Source organism: Nocardia australiensis (assembly GCF_020733705.1).
Lineage (GTDB): Bacteria > Actinomycetota > Actinomycetes > Mycobacteriales > Mycobacteriaceae > Nocardia > Nocardia australiensis.
The window spans coordinates 1,657,864-1,678,223 of the sequence record NZ_JAJFZM010000001.1; the positions used below are offsets into that span (position 1 = coordinate 1,657,864).

Annotated in this window: 16 protein-coding genes; 9 read left to right on the forward strand and 7 right to left on the reverse strand. The window is 66.0% G+C overall.

Annotated features, from left to right (window positions below):
• Positions 1-94: 94 nt before the first annotated feature.
• The 4 genes from serS to LKE06_RS07525 all read left to right on the forward strand — a co-directional run bounded on the left by serS (position 95) and on the right by LKE06_RS07525 (position 6,024).
• Positions 95-1,357, forward strand: coding sequence for a serine--tRNA ligase (serS, locus tag LKE06_RS07510; RefSeq protein WP_227997894.1), 1,263 nt, complete (start codon positions 95-97; stop codon positions 1,355-1,357).
• Positions 1,358-1,441: 84 nt separating this feature from the next.
• A complete protein-coding gene (locus LKE06_RS07515; protein ID WP_227997895.1) occupies positions 1,442-3,304 on the forward strand; it encodes a putative bifunctional diguanylate cyclase/phosphodiesterase in 1,863 nt (620 codons plus the stop codon).
• A gap of 244 nt (positions 3,305-3,548) precedes the next feature.
• Complete coding sequence (locus LKE06_RS07520) at positions 3,549-4,799, forward strand: oxygenase MpaB family protein (RefSeq protein WP_227997896.1); 1,251 nt, start codon at positions 3,549-3,551, stop codon at positions 4,797-4,799.
• 268 nt (positions 4,800-5,067) lie between these two features.
• Positions 5,068-6,024, forward strand: a complete 957-nt coding sequence (locus LKE06_RS07525) for a DMT family transporter (protein ID WP_227997897.1) — start codon at positions 5,068-5,070, stop codon at positions 6,022-6,024.
• Between the two features lie 67 nt (positions 6,025-6,091).
• Here the strand turns inward: LKE06_RS07525 and LKE06_RS07530 are convergent, their stop codons facing one another.
• Together LKE06_RS07530 and LKE06_RS07535 are read right to left on the reverse strand one after the other, a co-directional pair.
• Positions 6,092-7,633 (reverse strand): Rieske 2Fe-2S domain-containing protein, encoded by a 1,542-nt coding sequence (locus LKE06_RS07530; RefSeq protein ID WP_227997898.1) that lies wholly within the window; start codon positions 7,631-7,633, stop codon positions 6,092-6,094.
• 190 nt (positions 7,634-7,823) lie between these two features.
• Positions 7,824-8,720 carry a hypothetical protein gene (locus tag LKE06_RS07535; RefSeq protein ID WP_227997899.1) on the reverse strand — a complete coding sequence of 299 codons (897 nt, stop codon included), beginning with the start codon at positions 8,718-8,720 and terminating at the stop codon, positions 7,824-7,826.
• Positions 8,721-8,854: 134 nt separating this feature from the next.
• Here LKE06_RS07535 and LKE06_RS07540 point away from each other — a divergent pair, with 134 nt between their 5' ends.
• Entirely contained in the window at positions 8,855-9,607 is a 753-nt protein-coding gene (locus LKE06_RS07540) for a lysophospholipid acyltransferase family protein (RefSeq protein ID WP_227997900.1), read from the forward strand.
• Positions 9,608-9,684: 77 nt separating this feature from the next.
• Here the strand turns inward: LKE06_RS07540 and LKE06_RS07545 are convergent, their stop codons facing one another.
• The 3 genes from LKE06_RS07545 to LKE06_RS07555 are packed head-to-tail and all read right to left on the reverse strand — an operon-like array spanning position 9,685 to position 13,141.
• Positions 9,685-11,940 (reverse strand): heavy metal translocating P-type ATPase, encoded by a 2,256-nt coding sequence (locus LKE06_RS07545; protein ID WP_227997901.1) that lies wholly within the window; start codon positions 11,938-11,940, stop codon positions 9,685-9,687.
• A gap of 28 nt (positions 11,941-11,968) precedes the next feature.
• Complete coding sequence (locus tag LKE06_RS07550) at positions 11,969-12,898, reverse strand: DUF8832 domain-containing protein (protein WP_227997902.1); 930 nt, start codon at positions 12,896-12,898, stop codon at positions 11,969-11,971.
• Positions 12,899-12,925: 27 nt separating this feature from the next.
• Positions 12,926-13,141, reverse strand: coding sequence for a heavy-metal-associated domain-containing protein (locus tag LKE06_RS07555; RefSeq protein WP_227997903.1), 216 nt, complete (start codon positions 13,139-13,141; stop codon positions 12,926-12,928).
• 125 nt (positions 13,142-13,266) lie between these two features.
• Between LKE06_RS07555 and LKE06_RS07560 the strand changes: the two genes are divergently transcribed.
• Positions 13,267-13,404: a hypothetical protein gene (locus LKE06_RS07560; protein ID WP_227997904.1), complete on the forward strand. Its 138-nt coding sequence runs from the start codon at positions 13,267-13,269 to the stop codon at positions 13,402-13,404.
• Between the two features lie 167 nt (positions 13,405-13,571).
• Here the strand turns inward: LKE06_RS07560 and LKE06_RS07565 are convergent, their stop codons facing one another.
• On the reverse strand, positions 13,572-14,852 hold the full coding sequence (locus LKE06_RS07565; RefSeq protein WP_227997905.1) for an erythromycin esterase family protein: 1,281 nt from the start codon (positions 14,850-14,852) through the stop codon (positions 13,572-13,574).
• A gap of 353 nt (positions 14,853-15,205) precedes the next feature.
• On the reverse strand, positions 15,206-16,120 hold the full coding sequence (locus LKE06_RS07570) for a LysR family transcriptional regulator (protein WP_227997906.1): 915 nt from the start codon (positions 16,118-16,120) through the stop codon (positions 15,206-15,208).
• Between the two features lie 115 nt (positions 16,121-16,235).
• On the opposite strand from LKE06_RS07570, the gene LKE06_RS07575 reads away from it, so the two are divergent.
• The 3 genes from LKE06_RS07575 to LKE06_RS07585 all read left to right on the forward strand — a co-directional run bounded on the left by LKE06_RS07575 (position 16,236) and on the right by LKE06_RS07585 (position 20,134).
• Positions 16,236-16,976: an SDR family NAD(P)-dependent oxidoreductase gene (locus LKE06_RS07575; RefSeq protein WP_227997907.1), complete on the forward strand. Its 741-nt coding sequence runs from the start codon at positions 16,236-16,238 to the stop codon at positions 16,974-16,976.
• A 295-nt stretch (positions 16,977-17,271) separates the two neighbouring features.
• Positions 17,272-18,729: an NF041680 family putative transposase gene (locus tag LKE06_RS07580; protein ID WP_227997908.1), complete on the forward strand. Its 1,458-nt coding sequence runs from the start codon at positions 17,272-17,274 to the stop codon at positions 18,727-18,729.
• Positions 18,730-18,868: 139 nt separating this feature from the next.
• On the forward strand, positions 18,869-20,134 hold the full coding sequence (locus tag LKE06_RS07585) for an IS701 family transposase (RefSeq protein WP_227997909.1): 1,266 nt from the start codon (positions 18,869-18,871) through the stop codon (positions 20,132-20,134).
• The last annotated feature ends 226 nt before the right edge of the window (positions 20,135-20,360 follow it).

Here is a 20,360-nt window from a genome sequence, read left to right on the forward strand (position 1 = left end):
ATCCATCATGGCAGCGTCCGATCTTCGGTGCCACGACCTGGTCTCCTCGACCACCGAACGCGTCCGCATCGCGCGACCATTAGGCTGACTTCCCATGATCGACCTCCGATTCCTGCGGGAGAATCCAGACGTGGTCCGTGCCTCTCAGCGCGCCCGCGGCGAAGACCCCGCCCTCGTCGACGCGCTGCTCGAGGCGGATGCGGCGCGCCGGTCCGCGGTAGCTACCGCGGACAACCTGCGCGCCGAGCACAAGGTGATGGGCAAACAGGTCGGGAAGGCGAGTCCCGAGGAGCGTCCCGCGCTGCTCGCGCGCGCGCAGGAAATGTCGGTGAAGGTCAAAGAGGCCGAGGTGGCGCAGCACGCCGCCGACGACGACCTGGACACCGCGCAGCGCGCCATCTCGAATGTCGTACAGGAGGGCGCGCCCGCGGGTGGTGAGGACGATTACATCGTTCTGGAAACCATCGGCACCCCAAGGGAATTCGACTTCGAGCCGAAGGATCATCTCGAGCTGGGTGAGGCGCTCGGCGTGATCGACATGGAGCGTGGTGCGAAGGTCTCCGGCGCTCGCTTCTACTTCCTGACCGGGTACGGCGCACTGCTACAGCTCGGGCTGCTGCAATTGGCGGCGCAGCGCGCGGTGGCCAATGGCTTCACCATGATGATTCCGCCGGTACTGGTACGCCCGGAGATCATGGCGGGCACCGGTTTCCTCGGCCAGCATTCGGCCGAGGTCTATCACCTCGCCGACGACGATCTCTACCTGGTCGGCACCTCGGAGGTGCCGCTGGCGGGCTACCACTCGGGAGAAATCCTCGATCTCGGTGCCGGACCGAAGCGCTACGCGGGTTGGTCGTCGTGCTTCCGTCGCGAGGCGGGCAGCTACGGCAAGGACACCCGCGGCATCATCCGGGTGCACCAGTTCGACAAGATCGAGATGTTCGTCTACACCACGCCGGATCAGGCCGACGCCGAGCACCGGCGGCTGCTTGCGTGGGAGCAGGAGATGCTCACCGCGATCGAGGTGCCCTACCGGATCATCGATGTCGCGGCGGGCGATCTGGGCAGTTCGGCGGCGCGCAAGTTCGACTGTGAGGCTTGGGTTCCCACGCAGCAGACCTACCGTGAGCTCACCTCTACCTCGAACTGCACCACCTTCCAGGCGCGCAGGTTATCGGTGCGATACCGCGACGAAAGCGGAAAGCCGCAGATCGCAGCGACTTTGAACGGCACGCTGGCCACGACCCGCTGGATCGTGGCGTTATTGGAGAATCACCAGCAGGCCGATGGATCGGTGCGCGTGCCCGCCGCACTGGTTCCGTTCGTCGGCACCGATGTGCTGCGGCCGCAGCGGTAAACATTGGGTTATGGCGGCTGGCTTGCCATGTCGGATTCACGGGATGTGGCAACCACTGTGAATCCTTACCTCTAGGCTGTTGCCGTGCGAGGAATCGGGGCGCGCGGCGATACCCGAACCCGGGTTCGGGCGGCATCGGCGCTGGCGACAGCTATGGTCATGGCCCGCACCACCGGGGCGTTCTACGTCATGGGTGGTGTGCTTGGCATGCTTATCACTGCCATCGCACCGGGAGACGAGGGTAATCGACTGCTGGTGGGCGCGGCGGCGGCGATCGCCCTGATTCTCGGTCTGACGCTGCTCGCCTGGGGACCGCGCCTGCCGCATTCCATCCACCACGGATACGTCGCGATCGCGACCGTGCTGGTGACCATCGCGGTGCATTCGTTCCCGAACACCGTCGGCGCGGTCAGCCTGGCCGCGTTCTATGTGTTCGTGGCGTGTGACGCGGCACTGTTCTTCGCGTGGTCGGAGGCGCTCGCGCACATCGCGTTCGCGATGGTGCTGTGTTTATGGGTGCTGCCCACCCGGCCCGTGGCTCCGTCGCTGCCGTGGTGGTCGGGATTGATTCCGGCCGGTGTCACCTTCGGTGTCGGTGTCGTCGTCGGCATCCTCACGCGGATGGCGTCGGAAGCCGATATCGACGTGCTGACCGGCTTGCTCAACCGGCGCGGCTTCGACCGGGCGCTGAACGCCGCTATCGAACACGCCACCCGCAGCGAACAGGGACTGGCGCTGGTGCTGGTCGACCTCGACCGCTTCCGGAAGATCAATGACCACCTCGGCCAGCGCGCCGGAGACGCGGTATTGCAGCGAGTCGCGGACACCTGGTCGAAGCTGCTCGCGCCGGATCAACGGCTGGCCCGTTACGGCGGTGACGCTTTCGCGCTGTTGATGCCGAATACCACTGAGCAGGCGGCGATTCTGCTCACCGAGCAATTACGGGCCGCGGTTACCACCGGCTGTTCGGCCGGTGTCACCTCATGGCAGCAGGGGGAATCGGGTTCGCTGCTTGTCAGTCGTGCCGACGTGGGTCTCTATCGGGCCAAGCAGGCCGGGCGGAACCGGACAGTGCTCGAGTCCTCGCGGCAGCTGCCGCTGGCCGTCGAATTGCGTGAGGCGATCGACAGCGGCGCCCTGGACGTGCACTACCAGCCGATCGTCAGCTTGAGCGAAGGCGGCGGCAGGGCGGTTGGTGTGGAGGCACTGCTGCGCTGGTCGTCGAGCGCGCAGCCGGACGTAACCACCGAGGGGCTAATCCGGGTTGCCGAGGAATACGATCTCATCTCCGATCTGGACGAGCTGGTCTTGCGGCGGGCCTGCGCGGACGCGGCCCGGCTGCAGGAGACCTTCGCCCAGCTCGACCTGACACTGAACGTCAATGTGAGCGGTCTGGAGTTGGCCGAGTCGGGATACGCGGACCGGGTCGCGAATATCCTGGCCGGCACCGGCTGGCCCGCCGATCAACTGGTGCTCGAGGTGACCGAGAGCGAACTGGCCGCCGAATCCCAAACGGCCATCGCGAATTTGCACACGCTGCGGGAGCGGGGCGTGCGTATCGCCATTGACGACTTCGGAACCGGGTACTCCTCGTTGAGCAGGCTGGCTACGCTGCCGAGCGACATCCTCAAGGTGGATCAGTCCTTCGTTGCCGCGATTCGTTCGGACTCGCCCGCGCCACCGCTGCTCGGCGTGATCGCCGCGCTGAGCAAGTCGCTGGACCTGCAGGTTATCGCCGAGGGTGTGGAGACCGAATATCAAGCGGCGGTTCTCACCGAGCTCGGTTTCGCACTCGCGCAGGGCTACCACTACAGCGATTCGCATCCGGTCGCGGATCTGATCAGCGACCTCAATAAGGGAAACGGCCGGGTCGGCCCTGGGCTTACCGATCGCGGACTCGGTGGCGGCGATATGCATGCGGCGAACGGCTGGGTTCCGCTCGGATAATCCGGCTTGGCCGCCGCCGCCTCAACCCCCAATGGCTACCCCCCTAAACCCGAACTAGCTCGGTGAATGGCACCAGCGGGGGTGCTTCTCGGGCGATGTCGCAGCCATGTGCCACGCACCGCTCTGCCGTGAGGAGGATCTGGCATGTGGTCTTGCCAGAATGGGGGAGTTGTGAGACGTTTTGTCTGGAGGTGCTTGGTGGTTGGCCCGGGTGCTGAACTTCGATTTGATGGGTGAAGTGCAAATGACGCATGACAACCAGCTGTTGCCGACTCCGGCGCTGTTCACGGAGTTTCCGTTTCGACAGGCCGTTGCGGTGCTCGCGCCCGGCGATCTGCGCTGCACCGCGGCGCAGCGTGATTCGTTCCGGCGGTTCGCACAGGTCGGCGACCCGCTGGCGGACGATGTCGTAGCGATGATTCAGCGGTTGCCCATCGGTGCGGGTCGCGGGATGTTCGAGATGGCTGTCGAAGGCGGTATCGATTCGGTGCCGGACGCGCCGAAGGAGCTGCGGGCGTTCTTCGAACAGGTCGAGGCAGACCCGTACTGGCTCGATCGCGACAAGATCGACCGCGGCGCGCGCGTGGTCGGTCGCACCAGTGTCTGGGGTGGTATCGCCATGGGCATGTTCGCCCTGATGGGCGGTTACCTCGCATCGCGCGCGGACAAAACGCTCGTCGGCACCGGCGACCTGGACGCGATGGCGCCGCGCAGGTTGGCCGAAACCACCCAGTGGTGGCTGGATGTCACGACTATCGGTGGGCTGCGGCGTAATCAGGTTGGTTACCAGAGCGTGCTGCGAGTGCGACTGATGCACGCGCTGGTGCGGGCGGGAATGAATCGCCGCCCCGATTGGGATTACGAGGCATGGGATCACCCGGTGAACCAGGTGCTCACCGTCGGCACCCTCGGCCTGTTCTCGATGGCGAATCTGGTTGGCGCACAGGCACTCGGCCTGCGATTCTCCGCCGAGGAGAAGGACGCGGTCTTCCACCTGTGGCGTTATGTGGGCTTCCTGCTCGGCATCGACGCGGAAATCCTGCCGACCAATGAGACCGATACCTGGCGTGCGTTCTGGATACTGGCCGACACCGAGTTCATTCCCGATGACGATTCCCGCCGCTTGGCCCAGGCGCTCATCCCGGCGGCAGGCGGCCTGTTCATCGGCAACGACACTGCCGCGCAGCGCGTGATCCGCGGGGCGATCACCAGCTACATGGTCGCCTACAGCCGAATCATCCTCGGCCCCACCAACGCGGACTTCCTCGGCCTGCCCAACAGCAAACTTTCCCAGTCCGCCGTCATGGCCACCGCCGTCGTCAACGGCGCCCTCGAGATTTCCCGCCAACTACTCCCCGGCGCAACCCGATTCCACGAAAACCTCGGCGCCCGCATCCGCGCTCGCCTGGTCCGAGGCTCCATCGCCCGCAATGGGGGCGACCGAACGTACGCCCGTCACGACACCTTCGCCGCGAGCCGGAGACACGCGGGGTAGTTTCCGATGGGTCTCCGGCAATGGGGTGATTGTGGAGATCGGTGGCGACCGCGCGCATGTTCGTGACGACAGCTTCGGCCACGGGGCGCATGGCGTCGGCGTGGGTAGTTGGGACGGGCTCTCGGTTGATCGTGGGGATCAGCGGTGACCGCGGGTAGGTCAATTGCGGCAGCGCGCACTACGAGTCGTATCGCGTGACGGGCGGAGGGGCTTCGACGCATCATCCACGGGCAGCGGCAACGCAGCGATCGCGCGGTACGGTGCGGGAATGACCGGACGGGTGCGGATTGGGCTGGTCTTCGGGTTTTGTATCGGGGCCGGGGTGGCGGGGCAGGGGCGGATCAACGGTGCGCTGGGGGCGCGGTTGCATGATGGGATCGCCGCTGCCTGTATCAGTTTCGGCCTCGGGTTGATGGTGTTGGTGATCGCGTTCGCGCTCAGCCGTCGGTTGCGTGCTGGGCTGGTGCGGGTCCGCGCGGCCGTCAGATCGGGTGAGCTGCGAGCCTGGCAGCTGCTCGGCGGACTGTGCGGCGCGTTCTTCGTTGCCTGTCAGGGGCTTACGGTGGCCGCCATCGGCATCACCGCGTTCACCGTGGCGGTAGTCGCGGGGCAGCTGCTGAGCAGTCTGGTCGTCGACCGGCTCGGATTGGCTCCGAATGGACGTACACCGGTCACCCCGCTTCGCCTTGGTGGCGCCGCGCTGGCGCTGGTTGCGGTCGTTTTGGCCGCGACAGGTCGTTCCGGTACACCGGCCGGTGCTGCCGCTGTGCCCGAGTGGCTGCGCGACGGTCCGGCCGCGCTACTGGTCATATTGCCCGCGCTGGCTGGTATCGGCCTGGCTTGGCAGCAGGCGGTCAACGGTCGGGTGGGGACCGTCGGTGGCCCATTCGCCGCCACCCTGGTGAACTTCGGCATCGGCACCATCGCACTACTCGCGCTCGAATCGCTCGTCCTCGCCCGCGCGGGGTGGCCAAATGAATTCCCCAGTGAACCATGGCTTTACGTCGGCGGCCTCATCGGCGTCGCATTCATCGTCCTGGCCGCGCTGGCGGTGCAATGGATCGGCGTGCTACTACTCGGCCTGACATCGGTAGCCGGCCAACTGCTCGCCTCGATCCTGCTCGACCTCGTAATCCCAACGGGCGCAGGACTATCCGTTACCGCGGTAATCGGTTGCGCGCTCACCTTCGTAGCGGTCGTCGTCGCGGCCCGCTCGCGAACCTAACGGGTGCGATAGTCCACCGCCGAGCCGATCGCCGCCTGACCCCTGGGGGGAGTCCGTGCTAGAGCGTTCAGCTCAATTTGCTCGAGCGCAGTTCGTGGCCCTTGGAGGTTTTGCAGCGGCCGGATTCGAGGTCCCATTGCCAGCCGTGCAAGTTGCAGGTGAGGGTATTGCCTTCCACCACACCGAATTTCGATAGGTCGGCCTTCAGGTGGGGGCAGCGACGCTGGATTTCCCAGCCGGCGAGTTCGGTCGACGCGGAATCGTCGTGCGCCTCGGCGAACCAGCCGTCCGCGTAGGCGATGCGCTCATCGGTGAGGCATTTGAAGAAGGTGTAGAGGAACTCGTTGTAGCCGCCGATGCGCCACGCCTGGAAGCGAGTGGACAGGAAGATGGTGTTTACCCAGTCCGGCTCGTTGTCGCGCAGCACGGTGCGCACCAGTTCCGGTGCGATGCGGAAACCGTAGCGGTACTTGCCTTCTCCCTCGATCGGGCTGCGAACCACGCGCTTGGGGAAGTCGAGCACTACGGTCTCGTCGCCGAGCACCAGGCCGACGGGATAGCCGATGCCGTCGCAGATGAGATCGCTTTGGGCCATGATCGGCTCGAACAGCGCCTGCAACGGCTCGAGTAGCGGGTCTCCGACAGCGGGTGCCCACGAAGCCTTTTCGGCCTCGAGCACCGGTGCGAGACGCTGTGCCATCCGCTCGATGTAGTCGGCCTTGTTGTCGTAGATCAGTCCCGGCTCGAACGGGTGGGTCAACGACAGTTCGGCGCCACGCACGTCGGCGACGGAACCGGGGATCATCAGAATCCCGCCCTCGTTGCCGTGGATGCGCATCTGGTCCAGGAACACCATCTGGTCCGGGAAGATGTTGCCCTCGTCGCCGCGATCGTCATTGAGGTAGCGCAGTTCGTCGTCGAGGAACACCGGGGGACCCGCCGACGGCACCACCCAGGTGGCGCCTACCTGCTCGATATAGCTGCGGCAACGATCCATACCGCGCTGGCGCTTCTGCTTGCCGAAGTTCGACTTGGTGCGGTTGGGGATGTCGTAGACCATCGGGTACCAGATGGCGCCCGAGTACTGCAGCAGGTGAATGTCGATGTGGCCGAAGGAATCGTGCAATACATCCATGTCGACGGGGCGGGCGTCGTTCATGTTGAAACAGGTGGTCGTGCCGTCGGAGACGACCAGCCCGGAGTCGCCGATGGGACCGTCGGCGGGCGCGCGCAGCGCGATGATCATGACGTCGATATCGCCGCCGGGACCGCTGACAGTGTGCTTGACCGAATCCTCGGTCTCGAAGAATTTGGTGAAGCCGAGGTGCTCGAGCTCCCGCTTCAGATCCGGGACGGGAAAGTCCGGCAGCAGTACCGTCGCGTCCTTGTTGACATGCTTCGCCAGGTTTTCGGCGTCGAAGTGATCGCGGTGCAGGTGCGAGACGTACAGGAAGTCGCAATCGCCCAGCTCGTCCCAATCCAGTTGGGTGTTGTCGGGGAACGGGAACCACGAACCGAGGTAAGCGGGGTTGACCCAGGGATCGCAAAGAATCGACCCGGCCACGGTGCGGATATGGAATCCGGCGTGTCCGACGCTGGTGATCTGCACGAGCTGCTCCTCCTAGCCGTTACCAGCCACCCAGGGTAACGGCTGTTTCCGATTGCGGTGTTCACGGTGCCCCCGTGCGGCGACGCACGCCGCCGACTCCGGGCCTGTCGACCACGCCTTCGTACCCGATCGCGATGTTCAACGGTGTCTGAGTGGTCCGTCGCTCCGCCGCAACGAATGACGCGTGCCGCTACGGCGAAACATCGCCGATGCAGTAGCCCTCGGTGCCTTCGGTCAGGGTGAAGGTGCGGGTCTGGGTGCCGCCCGAGGAGCTGGTCACAGGGACCTGGACGGTGATATAGCCGGTGCGCAGCTGCTCGGAGTGGATTTCCTGGTTGTCGAACTTGGTGACGCCGGTCAGCTTGCCGGGGTTGCTCGCCAACGGCGCCGCGCCGGGTGTGCCGCTGTCGGCGGGGTCCCAGGTCGACGCCGAGCAGACCAGGGGATAGGTGTCTTCCTTGTCGGAGGGGTCGAGCGGGCTGCCTGTCGAGCGGGCCAGGTATCGGCGCACGGTGTGACGGGCGTCGGCGTCATCGGGGCCGGGTTCGGTGCCCGCACGGGCCACCCACGGGCAGACGACGTGCGCCGAGTTCTCGATACCGGATTCGACCCAGGTCCTATCGAAGGTGACCGTGGTGTTCGCGCTCTTCCAGGTGACAGCGTTCGGGGTGAGGGTCCCCGGCTGTGCGAGGGCGTCGAGCACCTCGTGGCTGTTGGTGTCGATGTCGATGATGTTGGCCGGAGCCATCATCCAGCACGTGGCCTGCAATGCCGTGGGCGTCGCGGTTACTAGGTCGGCACCGAAGCGGGCCGCGACCTTGTCGGCACCGGGCAGGCCGGGAACGCTGCCGACGGGCGGCGTCGACGCGCTGATCGAGTGCGTTGCGGAGGTCGACGCTGTGCTGTTGGCAGTGCTCGGCGACGCACTAGTGGATTCGGTCGCTCGGTTCGGCTCGTCACCGGGGATTCCGGACACGGAATCGCAACCGGTGAGCAGGATGGCCCCGGTCAGTGCCAGGCTGCCGATTAATGCCAGACGGTGGTCCTTCCGGTCGCGTCGACGCGTTGTCGGTCGGGGGCGTTCCACTTCGACAGTCCTCTTTCGTAGGCGTTCGGTCGGGCTACCACTCACGGTCCCCGTCCGGTTCGACGCTCACGAGTAGGAGCGAGTGGCGGCGGCTATGCCGGAATGGGACAGTCAGCGACTACGCTAGCGGACTTGTGGAACCCGTCTACCGGACGATCATCGGCCTGGCCCGTACCGTCTTCTTCCTCGAAGGTCTCAAGTTCACCGTCAAAGGCGCGCAGCACATCCCTGCGCGGGGTGGTGCCGTGATCGCGGTCAACCACACCGGGTACATGGACTTCACCTATGCGGGGCTGCCGGCGCGCACGCCCAAGCGCTACATCCGCTTCATGGCGAAAAAGGAAGTGTTCGACAACAAAATTTCCGGCCCGATCATGCGGGCGCTCAAGCATATCCCGGTAGACCGCGGCGCCGGCGCCGACTCGTACCAGGCCGCGGTGGACTATCTCCGCAAGGGCGAACTGGTCGGCGTGTATCCCGAGGCGACCATTAGTCGCAGCTTCGAGATCAAGGACTTCAAGTCCGGCGCCGCGCGCATGGCGATCGAGTCCGGGGTGCCGATCATTCCCATCGTCATTTGGGGCGCGCAGCGGGTGTGGACGAAGGGCTTCCCCAAGCGTCTGGGTCGCACCAACACTCCGATCTACATCGCCGTCGGCGAGCCCATCGCGCCCTACGAACCCGCCGCGGATCTCACCGCCCAGCTCCGCTCGACCATGCGGGAGCTGTTGGCGGACCTGCAGCGCGACTATCCCCATGAGCCGGGCGCCTACTGGGTGCCCGCCCGTCTCGGTGGCGGCGCGCCCACCCTGGAACAAGCCGATGCCATGGACGCCGCCGAAGCCGAGGAGAAGGCCGCGCGCCGGGCGTCGAAGGATTCTCGATAGGGGAGTGATGGCGCGCGAACCGGACGGCGCGGCATCCAGGAATGCCGTGCCGTCCGGATTCCTGTGTCAGTGGCCGATTACCGCGCCGTCGATCGGAACCGGCGCAACCGCAGGCTGTTACTCACCACGAACACCGAGGAGAACGCCATCGCCCCACCCGCGAGCATCGGGTTCAGCAGGCCCGCCATGGCCAGTGGGATGGCGGCGACGTTGTAGGCGAAGGCCCAGAACAGGTTCCCTTTGATGGTGCCCAAAGTCTTGCGGGACAGGCGGATCGCGTCGGCGGCGGCGCGTAGATCGCCGCGCACCAGGGTCAGGTCGCTGGCCTCGATGGCGACATCGGTGCCGGTGCCCATGGCCAGACCGAGATCGGCCTGGGCAAGCGCGGCAGCATCATTGACGCCGTCACCGACCATGGCGACGACCTTGCCCTCGGCCTGTAGGCGCTTGACGGTGGCCACCTTGTCCTGCGGCAGCACCTCGGCGATCACCTCGTCGATGCCGACCTGATCGCCGATGGTGCGGGCTGCGGCGGCATTGTCGCCGGTCAGCATGATGGGAGTGAGCCCGAGCGCACGCAGCTGCGAAATCGCCTCGGCGGAGGTCGCTTTCACCGCATCGGCGACCACGAGCACGCCGCGTGCCCGACCGTCCCAGCCCACCGCCACTGCCGTCGCGCCCTGTGCTTCGGCGGCGCGCATGGCCTGCGTCAGATCGGTATCCAGATGTTGGGACCAATCGGCGAGCAGGCGGGCGCGTCCGACGATCACCGCATGGCCATCGACCACACCCTGGACACCGAGACCCTCGAGATTCGCGAAACCATCGACCGGCCGCAGCTCGCCGAGCTTGTCGCGAGCGCCCTTCGCGATCGCCTGCGCGATCGGGTGCTCAGATGAATGCTCAAGTGCACCAGCAAGTTTCAGGATCTCCTCGGCGTCCTCGCCCGCGGCCGCAATGACATCGAGCAGCGTCATCTTGCCGGTGGTGACGGTGCCGGTCTTGTCCAGCACGACGGTGTCCACGCGCCGGGTCGATTCCAGCACCTCGGGGCCCTTGATCAGGATGCCGAGCTGCGCGCCGCGACCCGTGCCGACCATCAGCGCGGTCGGCGTGGCCAACCCCAAAGCGCAGGGGCAGGCGATGATCAGCACCGCGACCGCGGCGGTGAAGGCCGCCGCGATGGAACCGCCGGTGCCGAGCCAGAATCCGAGCGTCGCGACCGACAGCGCGATCACGATGGGCACGAAGATCCCGGAGATCCGGTCCGCCAACCGCTGTGCCTGCGCCTTGCCGGACTGCGCGTCCTCGACCAGCTGAGCCATCTGCGCCAGCTGGGTATCGGAGCCGATCCGGCTGGCGCGCACCACGAGTCGCCCGCCGACATTGACCGTCGCGCCGACCACCGCATCGTCGGGGCCGACCTCGACCGGGACCGACTCACCGGTCAGCATCGAGGCGTCCACCGCTGAGGAACCCTCGATCACCACGCCGTCGGTGGCGATCTTCTCGCCCGGCCGCACCACGAACTCATCGCCAACGGTCAACTGCTCGACCGGGATTCGCTGTTCGGTGCCGTCGCGCAAAACCGAAACCTCTTTGGCGCCGAGCTCGAGCAGGGCCCGCAGTGCCGCACCGGCGCGGCGCTTGGAACGTGCCTCGAAGAAGCGTCCGGCAAGGATGAAGGTGGTGACACCGGCCGCGGCCTCCAGGTAGATGCTGCCGGTGCCGTCCATTCGGGAGATAGTGAACTCGAACGGGTGCTTCATTCCGGCGGTTCCGGCGGTGCCCCAGAACAGTGCGTACAGCGACCAGCCCAGCGCCGCGAGGGTTCCCATCGACACCAGCGTGTCCATGGTGGCGGTGCCGTGCCGGAGGTTGGTCCACGCCGCCTTGTGGAAGGGCAGCGCCCCCCACACCACCACCGGAGCCGCGAGTGTCAGTGACAGCCACTGCCAGTTGGTGAACTGCAATGCCGGAATCATCGCCATCGCGATCACCGGCACCGTCAGCACCAGCGAAATCAGCAGCCGGTTCCGCAGCGAAGCGGTCGGATCATCTTCGCCGGCAACGGCTTCCGTCGACTGCTCGACCTTCGGTGCCGGCAGTGCGGCGGAGTAGCCCGCCTGCTCGACCGTGGCGATCAGCTCGTCGGGGGAGACATCACCGGTGACATCGACGCGCGCCTTCTCGGTCGCGTAGTTGACCGTCGCGGTGACACCATCGAGCTTGTTCAGCTTCTTCTCGATGCGATTGGCGCACGACGCGCAGGTCATCCCGCCGATCACCAATTCGACCTGCCCGGTGACCGAGGGGTGCGTCGTGGTGGTCATCGTGGCTCCGTTCTGTAGTGGTGGGCGGTCAGTGGCCGTGGCCGCTGTGCGCGGGTTCCGGTGTCGTCGCGCCGTGGCCTTCAGGCACTGGTGCGACGCTCAGCGTGAACTCGGCCGTGCGCACGACTCCGTCGTGCTGGAAGTCCAGGAACAGCCGGTAGTCGCCCGCGCTCGGTGCGGTGACGTAGAAGGTGATGCCGGGACCGGACGGGGTCACCCCGTCGCCGGGGTGGCCGTCCGGATGGACGTGCAGGTAGCCCAGGTCGTCGGCACGAAGGGCGACGAGATGACCGTACGCGGCGAGGTAGGGCTGTAGGTCGGTGACCGGCTTGCCGTCGCGGCTGACCGAAAGGACCACCTTCGACGCCTGCCCCGGCGTGACCTTGCCATCCAGGGTAACGGTGTAGCCGCCGACCGTGCTGGTGCCGGCCGCGGCGGGCAGCGGCTGCGGATCGTAATTCCCCGCGACCCGCAGGTCCGCGCCGAGGATCAGGTTATCGCCGCCTTCGGGAGTGAAGTCGGCGAAGACGCGATAGTCACCGGCGCGGCTGAGGTCGAGCGGGACGCTCCAGGTTCCGGCTGGATCGAGCGAGGGGTGCACGTGCTGGAATGCGGCCATATCGCGGCGGACGACGATGAGGTGTAGGTCCTTGTCGTGGGTGTTGACGTAGCGGGTGACCGGGGTGCCTGCCTGGTCGAGGATGCGCAATCGCAACGGTGCGTTCGCCGCCGCGGTTGTCTGGGTGGTGTCCAGGCGCAGTGTGTATCCACTTTCGGTGGTCATCATTCCTCCGGGTACTTGCTCAGGACGCGGTGCGCCGTCGGCGGGCCCGTCCTCATGTGACATCGAATCGTGTGTGGTGGGCTTCGGCCCGAGTGCGGCACCGGTGGCCAGCGCGATCCCGAAGACCGCCGCGAGGCCCAGGGCGAATCCGGCGAACTTGCTGGATGTGTTCATCGGGATGCTCCGTCCTTGTCGCTGGGATCAGTCGGCGATCCGGTAGCCCGCATTGTCGACGGCCGCGGCGATCGCATCGCGCTCGATCGGGGTCGCGCTGTCGACGCTGACCGTGCCGCTGTCGAGGTCAACGGCCACGGCGGTGACGCCCGGAATGCGGCCGACCTCCTCGCGGACCGAGTTGACGCAGCATCCGCAGGTCATTCCGGTGACGGTGACAGTGGCGGTAGCGGCAGCGCTCATTGGGTCTCTCCTTCTCGCGGCGACAGCCCGTGCTGTCGAATTGAGAATTACCATACCCCCCTAGGGTACATTGTCAACCCGTTCGTCGATCGACACTGAACCCGGGCCGGCGAGATTGCCGCCCTATGCCGATGCTGGCCCGGGTGCCGCATGTCGCACTGCTGAAGTCTGCCGAGAATCCACTGGTCAACTCCGGAAAGTGGCCGACGATCAGCAGCGCGCGCAATCACGTCCCAGATGCGGCAAGGCCGCTGGCCGAATAGACCTGGTGCGGAGATCGGCTATCCAAGGGAGTCGTGGTCGGCTATCCCTAGCGTGCCACGCCGATAGCCGTACCCAGTGAGGGTATAAACCGTTGCCATCGTTTGCGCCGTCCTGGTTCTGAAAAGCCTGCGGCTGCAACGTGCGCTCGTCTCGCTCGAGATTTGTCTCAAGCAAGACCGAATCCTGGATCTATACCCGCCAGGTCAGCACTCGCAGTCCACGCGCGGGCGGCGAAGTGTGGTGTCGGCCAGTTGGCCGTGAACTGATTCGAGCCTGGGCTTACCGCGCATTCCGAGCACTCGGGGACCCCACATTTGGCCTCCGCGAACGGACGGGTCGAGGACTGCCGGGCGGCGGGCCACGCACCGGCTTGCTTGCCCTGCAGGAGAAGACCGGCAGGCAGGCCCCGCAGTCGCTGACCGGTGGTCCGGACGTGCACCGGCGGGCGGGAGGGGGTGAGGGAGTCGAGCGCGCCGCCGGGGTGGTTCACCACGCTCATCGTCGTGCTTTCGGCGGCACGTAGGCGACGGTCCAACTCGAAACCGAACAGCATCTGCGCCAGCTTCGACCGTTCATACGTGCGCTTGGGGTGATAGTCCCGAGTGTTCTGCAGATCGGTGAGGTCCAGCCCGAACACCAGCATCGGCCCGCGGGGCTGTTCGCCGGCGTGGATGTCGAGGAGGTTGTCGGCCATTATCGCGTCGCGGGTGCCGAGCATGGCCGCGACCCAGCTCGGTGTCGTGTCGGCCATCGCCGCGTGGTATCGCAGCAACCCAGCCGCGGTACGGGCATACAGCAGCGTCCGCTCGTACTCGCCGGTTCCCGTCGCCGCGGCCAGGGCCGGTGCCTGACGGCGCAGACTGGCGACGAAATCGTCTGCGACTGTGCGCAGTTCGCGGGCCGCCGCCGTGTCGCCGATCGATTGGTTGCCGTCTGTCAGGGCCGCGGGGGCGGTCCAGTTGGAGTCCGCGCCGATCAGATCGAGCAACCTGTCGGTGTGGTGGTGCCCGCCGTGTGCGGACAGGTAGTCCGCGACCGCGACCAGCAGCGCACGGGGGCTGGGGGCACCGGCCATTTCCAGAGGTGCGTCGAACCCGTAGAGGCGGACTTGCCGGCGGCCGGGCACAGAGTCGTTGTGTTCACGCAGCCACGACACCAGCTCGCGGTTGGTCTGCCACGCGCCGAACCCATGGCTGAACCCGGTGGCCATCACCTCGTCGAGATCGTCACTGCCACCCAGTACGTAATCCCCCAGACGCAGAGCGGCAATTCGATCGGTTTCCAGCACCACCGCGCGATAGCCCTGTTGCAACACCAGGGTGCGCACGATCTGATTGCGCAGCTGCGCGAAATGTTCACAGCTGTGGGTCGGCTCGCCGAGCCCCAGCATCGTCGGCCGGGCCGGCAGCACGGCGAGGAATGCGGCGAGGCTGTCCTGCAGGGGCATGGCCGGCCAACGACATCGCCACGTCGGTCCGGTCGAACAAAGTACTCATCACGGTCCCTTCTCACGTCACACCATCAACCCAATCGACACTATCGTTGAAGAATCTGTTGAAAGTTATTCGCAGAGATACTGGGATAGCCGACCCAAACCCTCAAACCGAGGTGCCGACAACGCAGTGCTTGGACGACTTCGGGCTGCTCCGGAGACGAGTCCGGGTCTGCCCTACGAAGACGATGCGGCAGCGTGCATTCTCGACCAGGGCACGCCCCATCCCGTATCCCTGCGCCTGTCCCAGGGCATTCCATTACGCGACCATCAAACGGTGCTGTGAGATTCGGTGAGAAGAGACCCGATCACTCGCTCCGGGCAGTCTCCTGAGCGAAACGAGCCTGCAATCGGGCGACGAAGTCGACGAGATGCGGCCGATCGTCATCCACGCGGATGGCGGCGAACCAAGATCGGTGATCACCGCGCCGGCCAACTCGGACGGTGGCGACTTCGCCACGTTTTACATACGGCGCGACCACCCAGGAGGGCAGGACTCCCACCCCCTCGCCGCCGGCGACCAGCTCGACGACCAGCTCGGTGAGCGTCGGGACGATCGACACGCTGGCCGGGCGGGCACCGGGCGGGATCGGTAGTGGAAGCGGGTCGCGCCGGGTCTGGTCGTAATGGTCGTAGAGGATCAGATTTTCGGGGGTGAAATCCGAGGCGGTGACATATGTGCGCGCTGCCCAGGGATGGGTGGGAGCCACGACAGCACGCATTTCGTCATCCATGAGATGGGTGAGTCGAGCGTGTTCGGCCAGCGGGGTCAGTTTGGTGATGACCGCCACGTCGAGCTCGTGGGTGAGCAGCGCTTCGAGCGGATCCTCCGAGCCCAGGTCGCGCAGACCGACCACGACATCGGGATCAGCTTTTCGCATATCGCGCATGACCGCGGCAAGCCACCACACATTCGTTGCGCATTGGGCGGCCAGACGCAGATGACGGTCGCCGAATCGGGCAATATCACGGACTTCGCGTTCCGCGGCCGCCAGATCGGCCAGGATCCGCGATGCCCTGCTCAGCAACTGTGTTCCCGCTTGGTTCGGGACCAGACGACGACCGATGCGGTCGAATACCGCAGTACCCAGTCGCTCTTCCATCCGTAACAGTCGCTGACTCAAGGCGGGCTGACTTACGAACAACCGATCAGCGGCCTGCTGCAATGTGCCGCCGGCGGCCAACGCGTCGAGCAGCTCCAGGTCGCGGACGTCCAAAATCATAATCTGAGCTTATCTATAACAGAGAAATTGTGTCGTGGACGTTTGTAACACGGTCGTCGAACCTGGACAGGTGCCGGTCCAGCCCCGACCGCGCCACCACGACGAGAGGAAACAAATGACGTTCCAGTTGCGAACTGCGGTAGTAACCGGCGGATCGAGCGGTATCGGCTTCGCGACAGCACAAGCGCTGGTCGCCCGCGGAGACAAAGTGGTGATCGGCGGGCGGGATGGCGACAAACTGGCGCAGGCGGCACGCACCCTCGGTAGCGCGGAGCAAGTCCGCTTCGTCGCGGGCGACAGCGCCGACCCAGCCACCGCGACAGCGCTGGTGTCAGCCGCAGTGGAGGCATTCGGATCGATCGATATTCTGGTCAACAATGCCGGCACGTTCGGCATGACGCCGATCACCGATGTCGAGCCGGCCGAACTCGACCAACTCCTGAACGGGAATCTACGCGGCACCTACCTCGTGACCCAGGCGGTCGCCCGACAGCTGATCGCCCAGAACACCGGGGGCGCCATCGTCAACATCACCACCGCGCTGCTCTCACACGCCTTGGGCAGCCTGCCCGCCAGTGCCACACTGATCTCCAAGGGGGGCGTGCGCGCCCTCACCATCGCGCTGGCCGCCGAACTCGCCCCCTACCGGATCCGAGTGAACGAGGTCGCACCCGGCATTGTGCGCACTCCGCTACACGCTGGCGGTGATGTCGATGCCCTCAGCGGTCTCGCAGCACTCAACCGCGTTGCCGAACCCCACGAAATCGCCTCCGCGGTGATACATCTCGCAGATGCCGACTTCACCACCGGCGCCATCCTGACTGTCGACGGCGGCTTCGCAACAACCCGCGCCTGACGCGCGATCCATGGAACCGATACCGGGAGGTGAGTGCTCAACTGCGCCATTTCAACACCGGTAACGAGGGTCATCGCCCCTGCCGCTACCGAGCAGCTCGATACCTCGATCGGAGCCTTGGGACATCGCCAGGGATCGAGCGCGGAACACCTCCACATAATCTCTTAGCTTGTTCTTTATCCTCGTGGACCAGACTGTTTGGCTTGCTTGATGATTCCCGGGACAAGCGGGCGGCCTTCGCCTGATCATGTGCTCCGACCAAGGAATCACGTGAATCAGAACGAAGGCCGTGGGGATGAGTCTGCCGGTCGCCGGTGAGGCGGGGGAAGCGTTCGCGGAACTGTCACGTATGCGCGGCGAGTTCTACGCGTGTCTGACCGTGCGCGGCGATGAGTTGTTCGAGCTCACCGACGCGATGCTATGTGCGCAGGGGGCGGTGCGGTCGATTCCGGAGTTGACATTGACGCCCGAGCATCGCCGCGGGCACGGGGCGCTCTACGACGGCTTGAATGCCGGTCGTATCGATGTTGATCGATTGCGGAATCTGTTGTCCCGCACCAAGTTACCCAGGTTTCCGGAGGGTCGCCTGGTGTTGGCGGTGGATGTGTCGGCGTGGCTGCGTTCGGATGCGGCGTGTTCGCCGGATCGGCTGTTCTGCCACGTCTACGGACGAGCGAAATCGGCATCGCAGTTCATCCCGGGCTGGCCGTACTCGTTCGTCGCGGTCCTCGAACCCGGCGCTTCATCCTGGACGCAGATCCTGGACGCGGTGCGCCTCGGTCCCGAAGACGACGCGACCGTGGTCACCGCCGCCCAACTGCGGCAGGTGGTGCAGCGGCTGATCGCTGCGGGCCAGTGGCGCGACGGTGACCCCGACATCCTGATCGTGGCCGACGCCGGCTACGACGTGTGCCGGCTGGGATGGGTGCTGGCCGATCTGCCGGTCGAACTGGTCGGGCGGCTGCGCTCGGACCGGGTGATGCAGCTACCCAAACCAGTCCGGGCACCCGGCACCAACGAGCGCCCACCCAAACACGGGCCGCAGTTCCGGTTCACCGACCCTGGGTCCTGGCCGGAGCCCGCGGTCACCACGATCACCGCGACCAGCAACTACGGCAAGGCCCTCACCCAGGCATGGGATCGGGTCCACCCCAGGTTGACTCATCGCAGCGCCTGGCTCGGCCACGACGGCGCACTCCCGGTCATCGAGGGCACCCTGATCCGCCTCGAGGTCGCCCACCTGTCCCGAGACCGTGACGCGCCACCGGTCTGGCTGTGGTCCTCGAAAACCGGCGCCGCCGGCACTGATGTCGATCGGGCCTGGCAGGCGTTCTTACGGCGCTTCGACCTGGAACACACCTTCCGGCTGTTCAAGCAGACTTTGGGCTGGACCCGACCCAGGCTGCGGGAGCCCGAAGCCGCCGACCGCTGGACCTGGCTGCTCATCACCGCGCACACCCAGTTGCGACTCGCTCGTCCTCTCACCGCCGATCTGCGCCACTCTTGGGAAAAGCCCGCAGCCCCTGCACAATTGACTCCGGCGCGCGTGCGGCGGTGGTTTCGGAACCTCCGCCCGGCACTGGCCTGTCCGGCCAGAGCGCCGAAACCCTCCCGACCGGGCCCCGGCAGGCCATCCGGACAGCGCAACCGCCACCGCGCCACCCGCTACGACGTCGGCAAAACCGTCAAACGACCCAACCGACTACCCGCTGGCCACGCCCTGGCCAGGCCCGAACGAGTAACCCGAGGATAAAGAACAAGCTTAGACGCCCTCCGCCATGCCTGCACATCACCGGGACTTCGGACTTACTCGTCTAGTGGGACTTTGTTAGGTTTGTCACGAAGGGGCGTGCCGTCTCGAGATTCGGCGTGATTCTCGAGACGATGCCGGGGTGGATGCTGCAGCGCTGGTCGAGGTTGATGCTCGGCTCGATTCCTTTGTGAGCGAGGTGTTCTCGTCGTTGGCGCGTAGGGACCGGGTCGCGACGGCGGGGGTGTATGCGCGTGGGTTGCTGCTCAACGGTGAGCGCAAGTCGATGCAGCCGATGGCCGATCGGCTAGGGGTGGATCATCAGCGGTTGCAGCAGTTCGTGACTTCCTCACCGTGGAAGGTCGAGCCGGTGCGAATGGTGTTGTCGCGCAAGGCGTGTGAGCTGATCGTCCCGGACGCGTGGGTGGTCGACGACACCGGGTTCGCCAAGGACGGTGACGCGTCGGCGTGTGTGGCCCGGCAATACTCGGGCACCCTCGGTAAGGTCGGCAACTGCCAGATCGCGGTCAGTGTGCACGCCGCTACCGACGCCGCGTCGTGCCCGTTGAACTGGCGGTTGTTCATGCCCGAGCGCTGGGACGACGCGTGCGCCGACGATCTGGATGCCGCGGCCGTGATTGCGGCACGGCGGGCGAAATCTGCGATCCCCGACGATGAGCGGCACCAGCCGAAATGGGAACAGGCGCTGGGGATGATCGATCAGCTCCTGGACTGGGGCCGGCCCCGCCCACCGGTGGTGGCCGCCGACGCCGGCTACGGCGAGAACGCGCAGTTCCGCGCCGGGCTGACAGAACGAGACCTGCCCTACATCGTCGCAGTCAGGGCCGCCACCAGCCTCTATCCCGCCGCCGCCCGACCCGAGCCCGCCGAATACAGCGGGTTCGGCCGCCCGCCGACCCGGCCCCGCTACCGCATCCCGAAATCCAGCTGCAAGGCCCTGGCCACCGCCGCCGACCCGCACGCCTGGTGCGAGGTGACCTGGCGGCAAGGAACCAAGACCACACCCAACAACCCCGACGCCGCCATGACCTCCCGCTTCGCCGCCCTGCGCGTGCGCCCGGCCGGACACCGGGTGCCCCGCGCCACCGACGGCACCATCGCCGAGGTCTGGCTTCTGGCCGAATGGCCCACCGACACAACAGAACCCACCGACTACTGGCTATCCACCCTGCCCGCCGACACCCCCATCGCCGAGCTCGTACGCCTGGCCAAACTACGGTGGCGCATCGAACACGACTACCGCGAACTCAAAGTCGCACTCGGCCTGGACCACTTCGAGGGCCGCTCCTGGCTCGGCTGGCACCACCACGCCACCCTCGCCACCGCCGCCCACCTGTTCCTCACCACCCTCCGGCTCACCGACCCAAAAGCCGCTGGGCAGGACTGACCCTCTACAGCATCGTCCGCGAAATCCAACGCGCACTGGCCATTTGGATCGGCACCTGCCCACTATGCCACCACACCTTCCCAACCTAACAAAGTCCTACTAGGTGGTTGGTGGCGAACGTCAGCTCGTGGCCGTCTGGCGTCTCACGCCGTTGCGGCTGGTCGAGCAGCACACCAGCGTTGCACACGACCGCGTCGAGGCTGTCGAACTCCAGTGCGTCCACCGA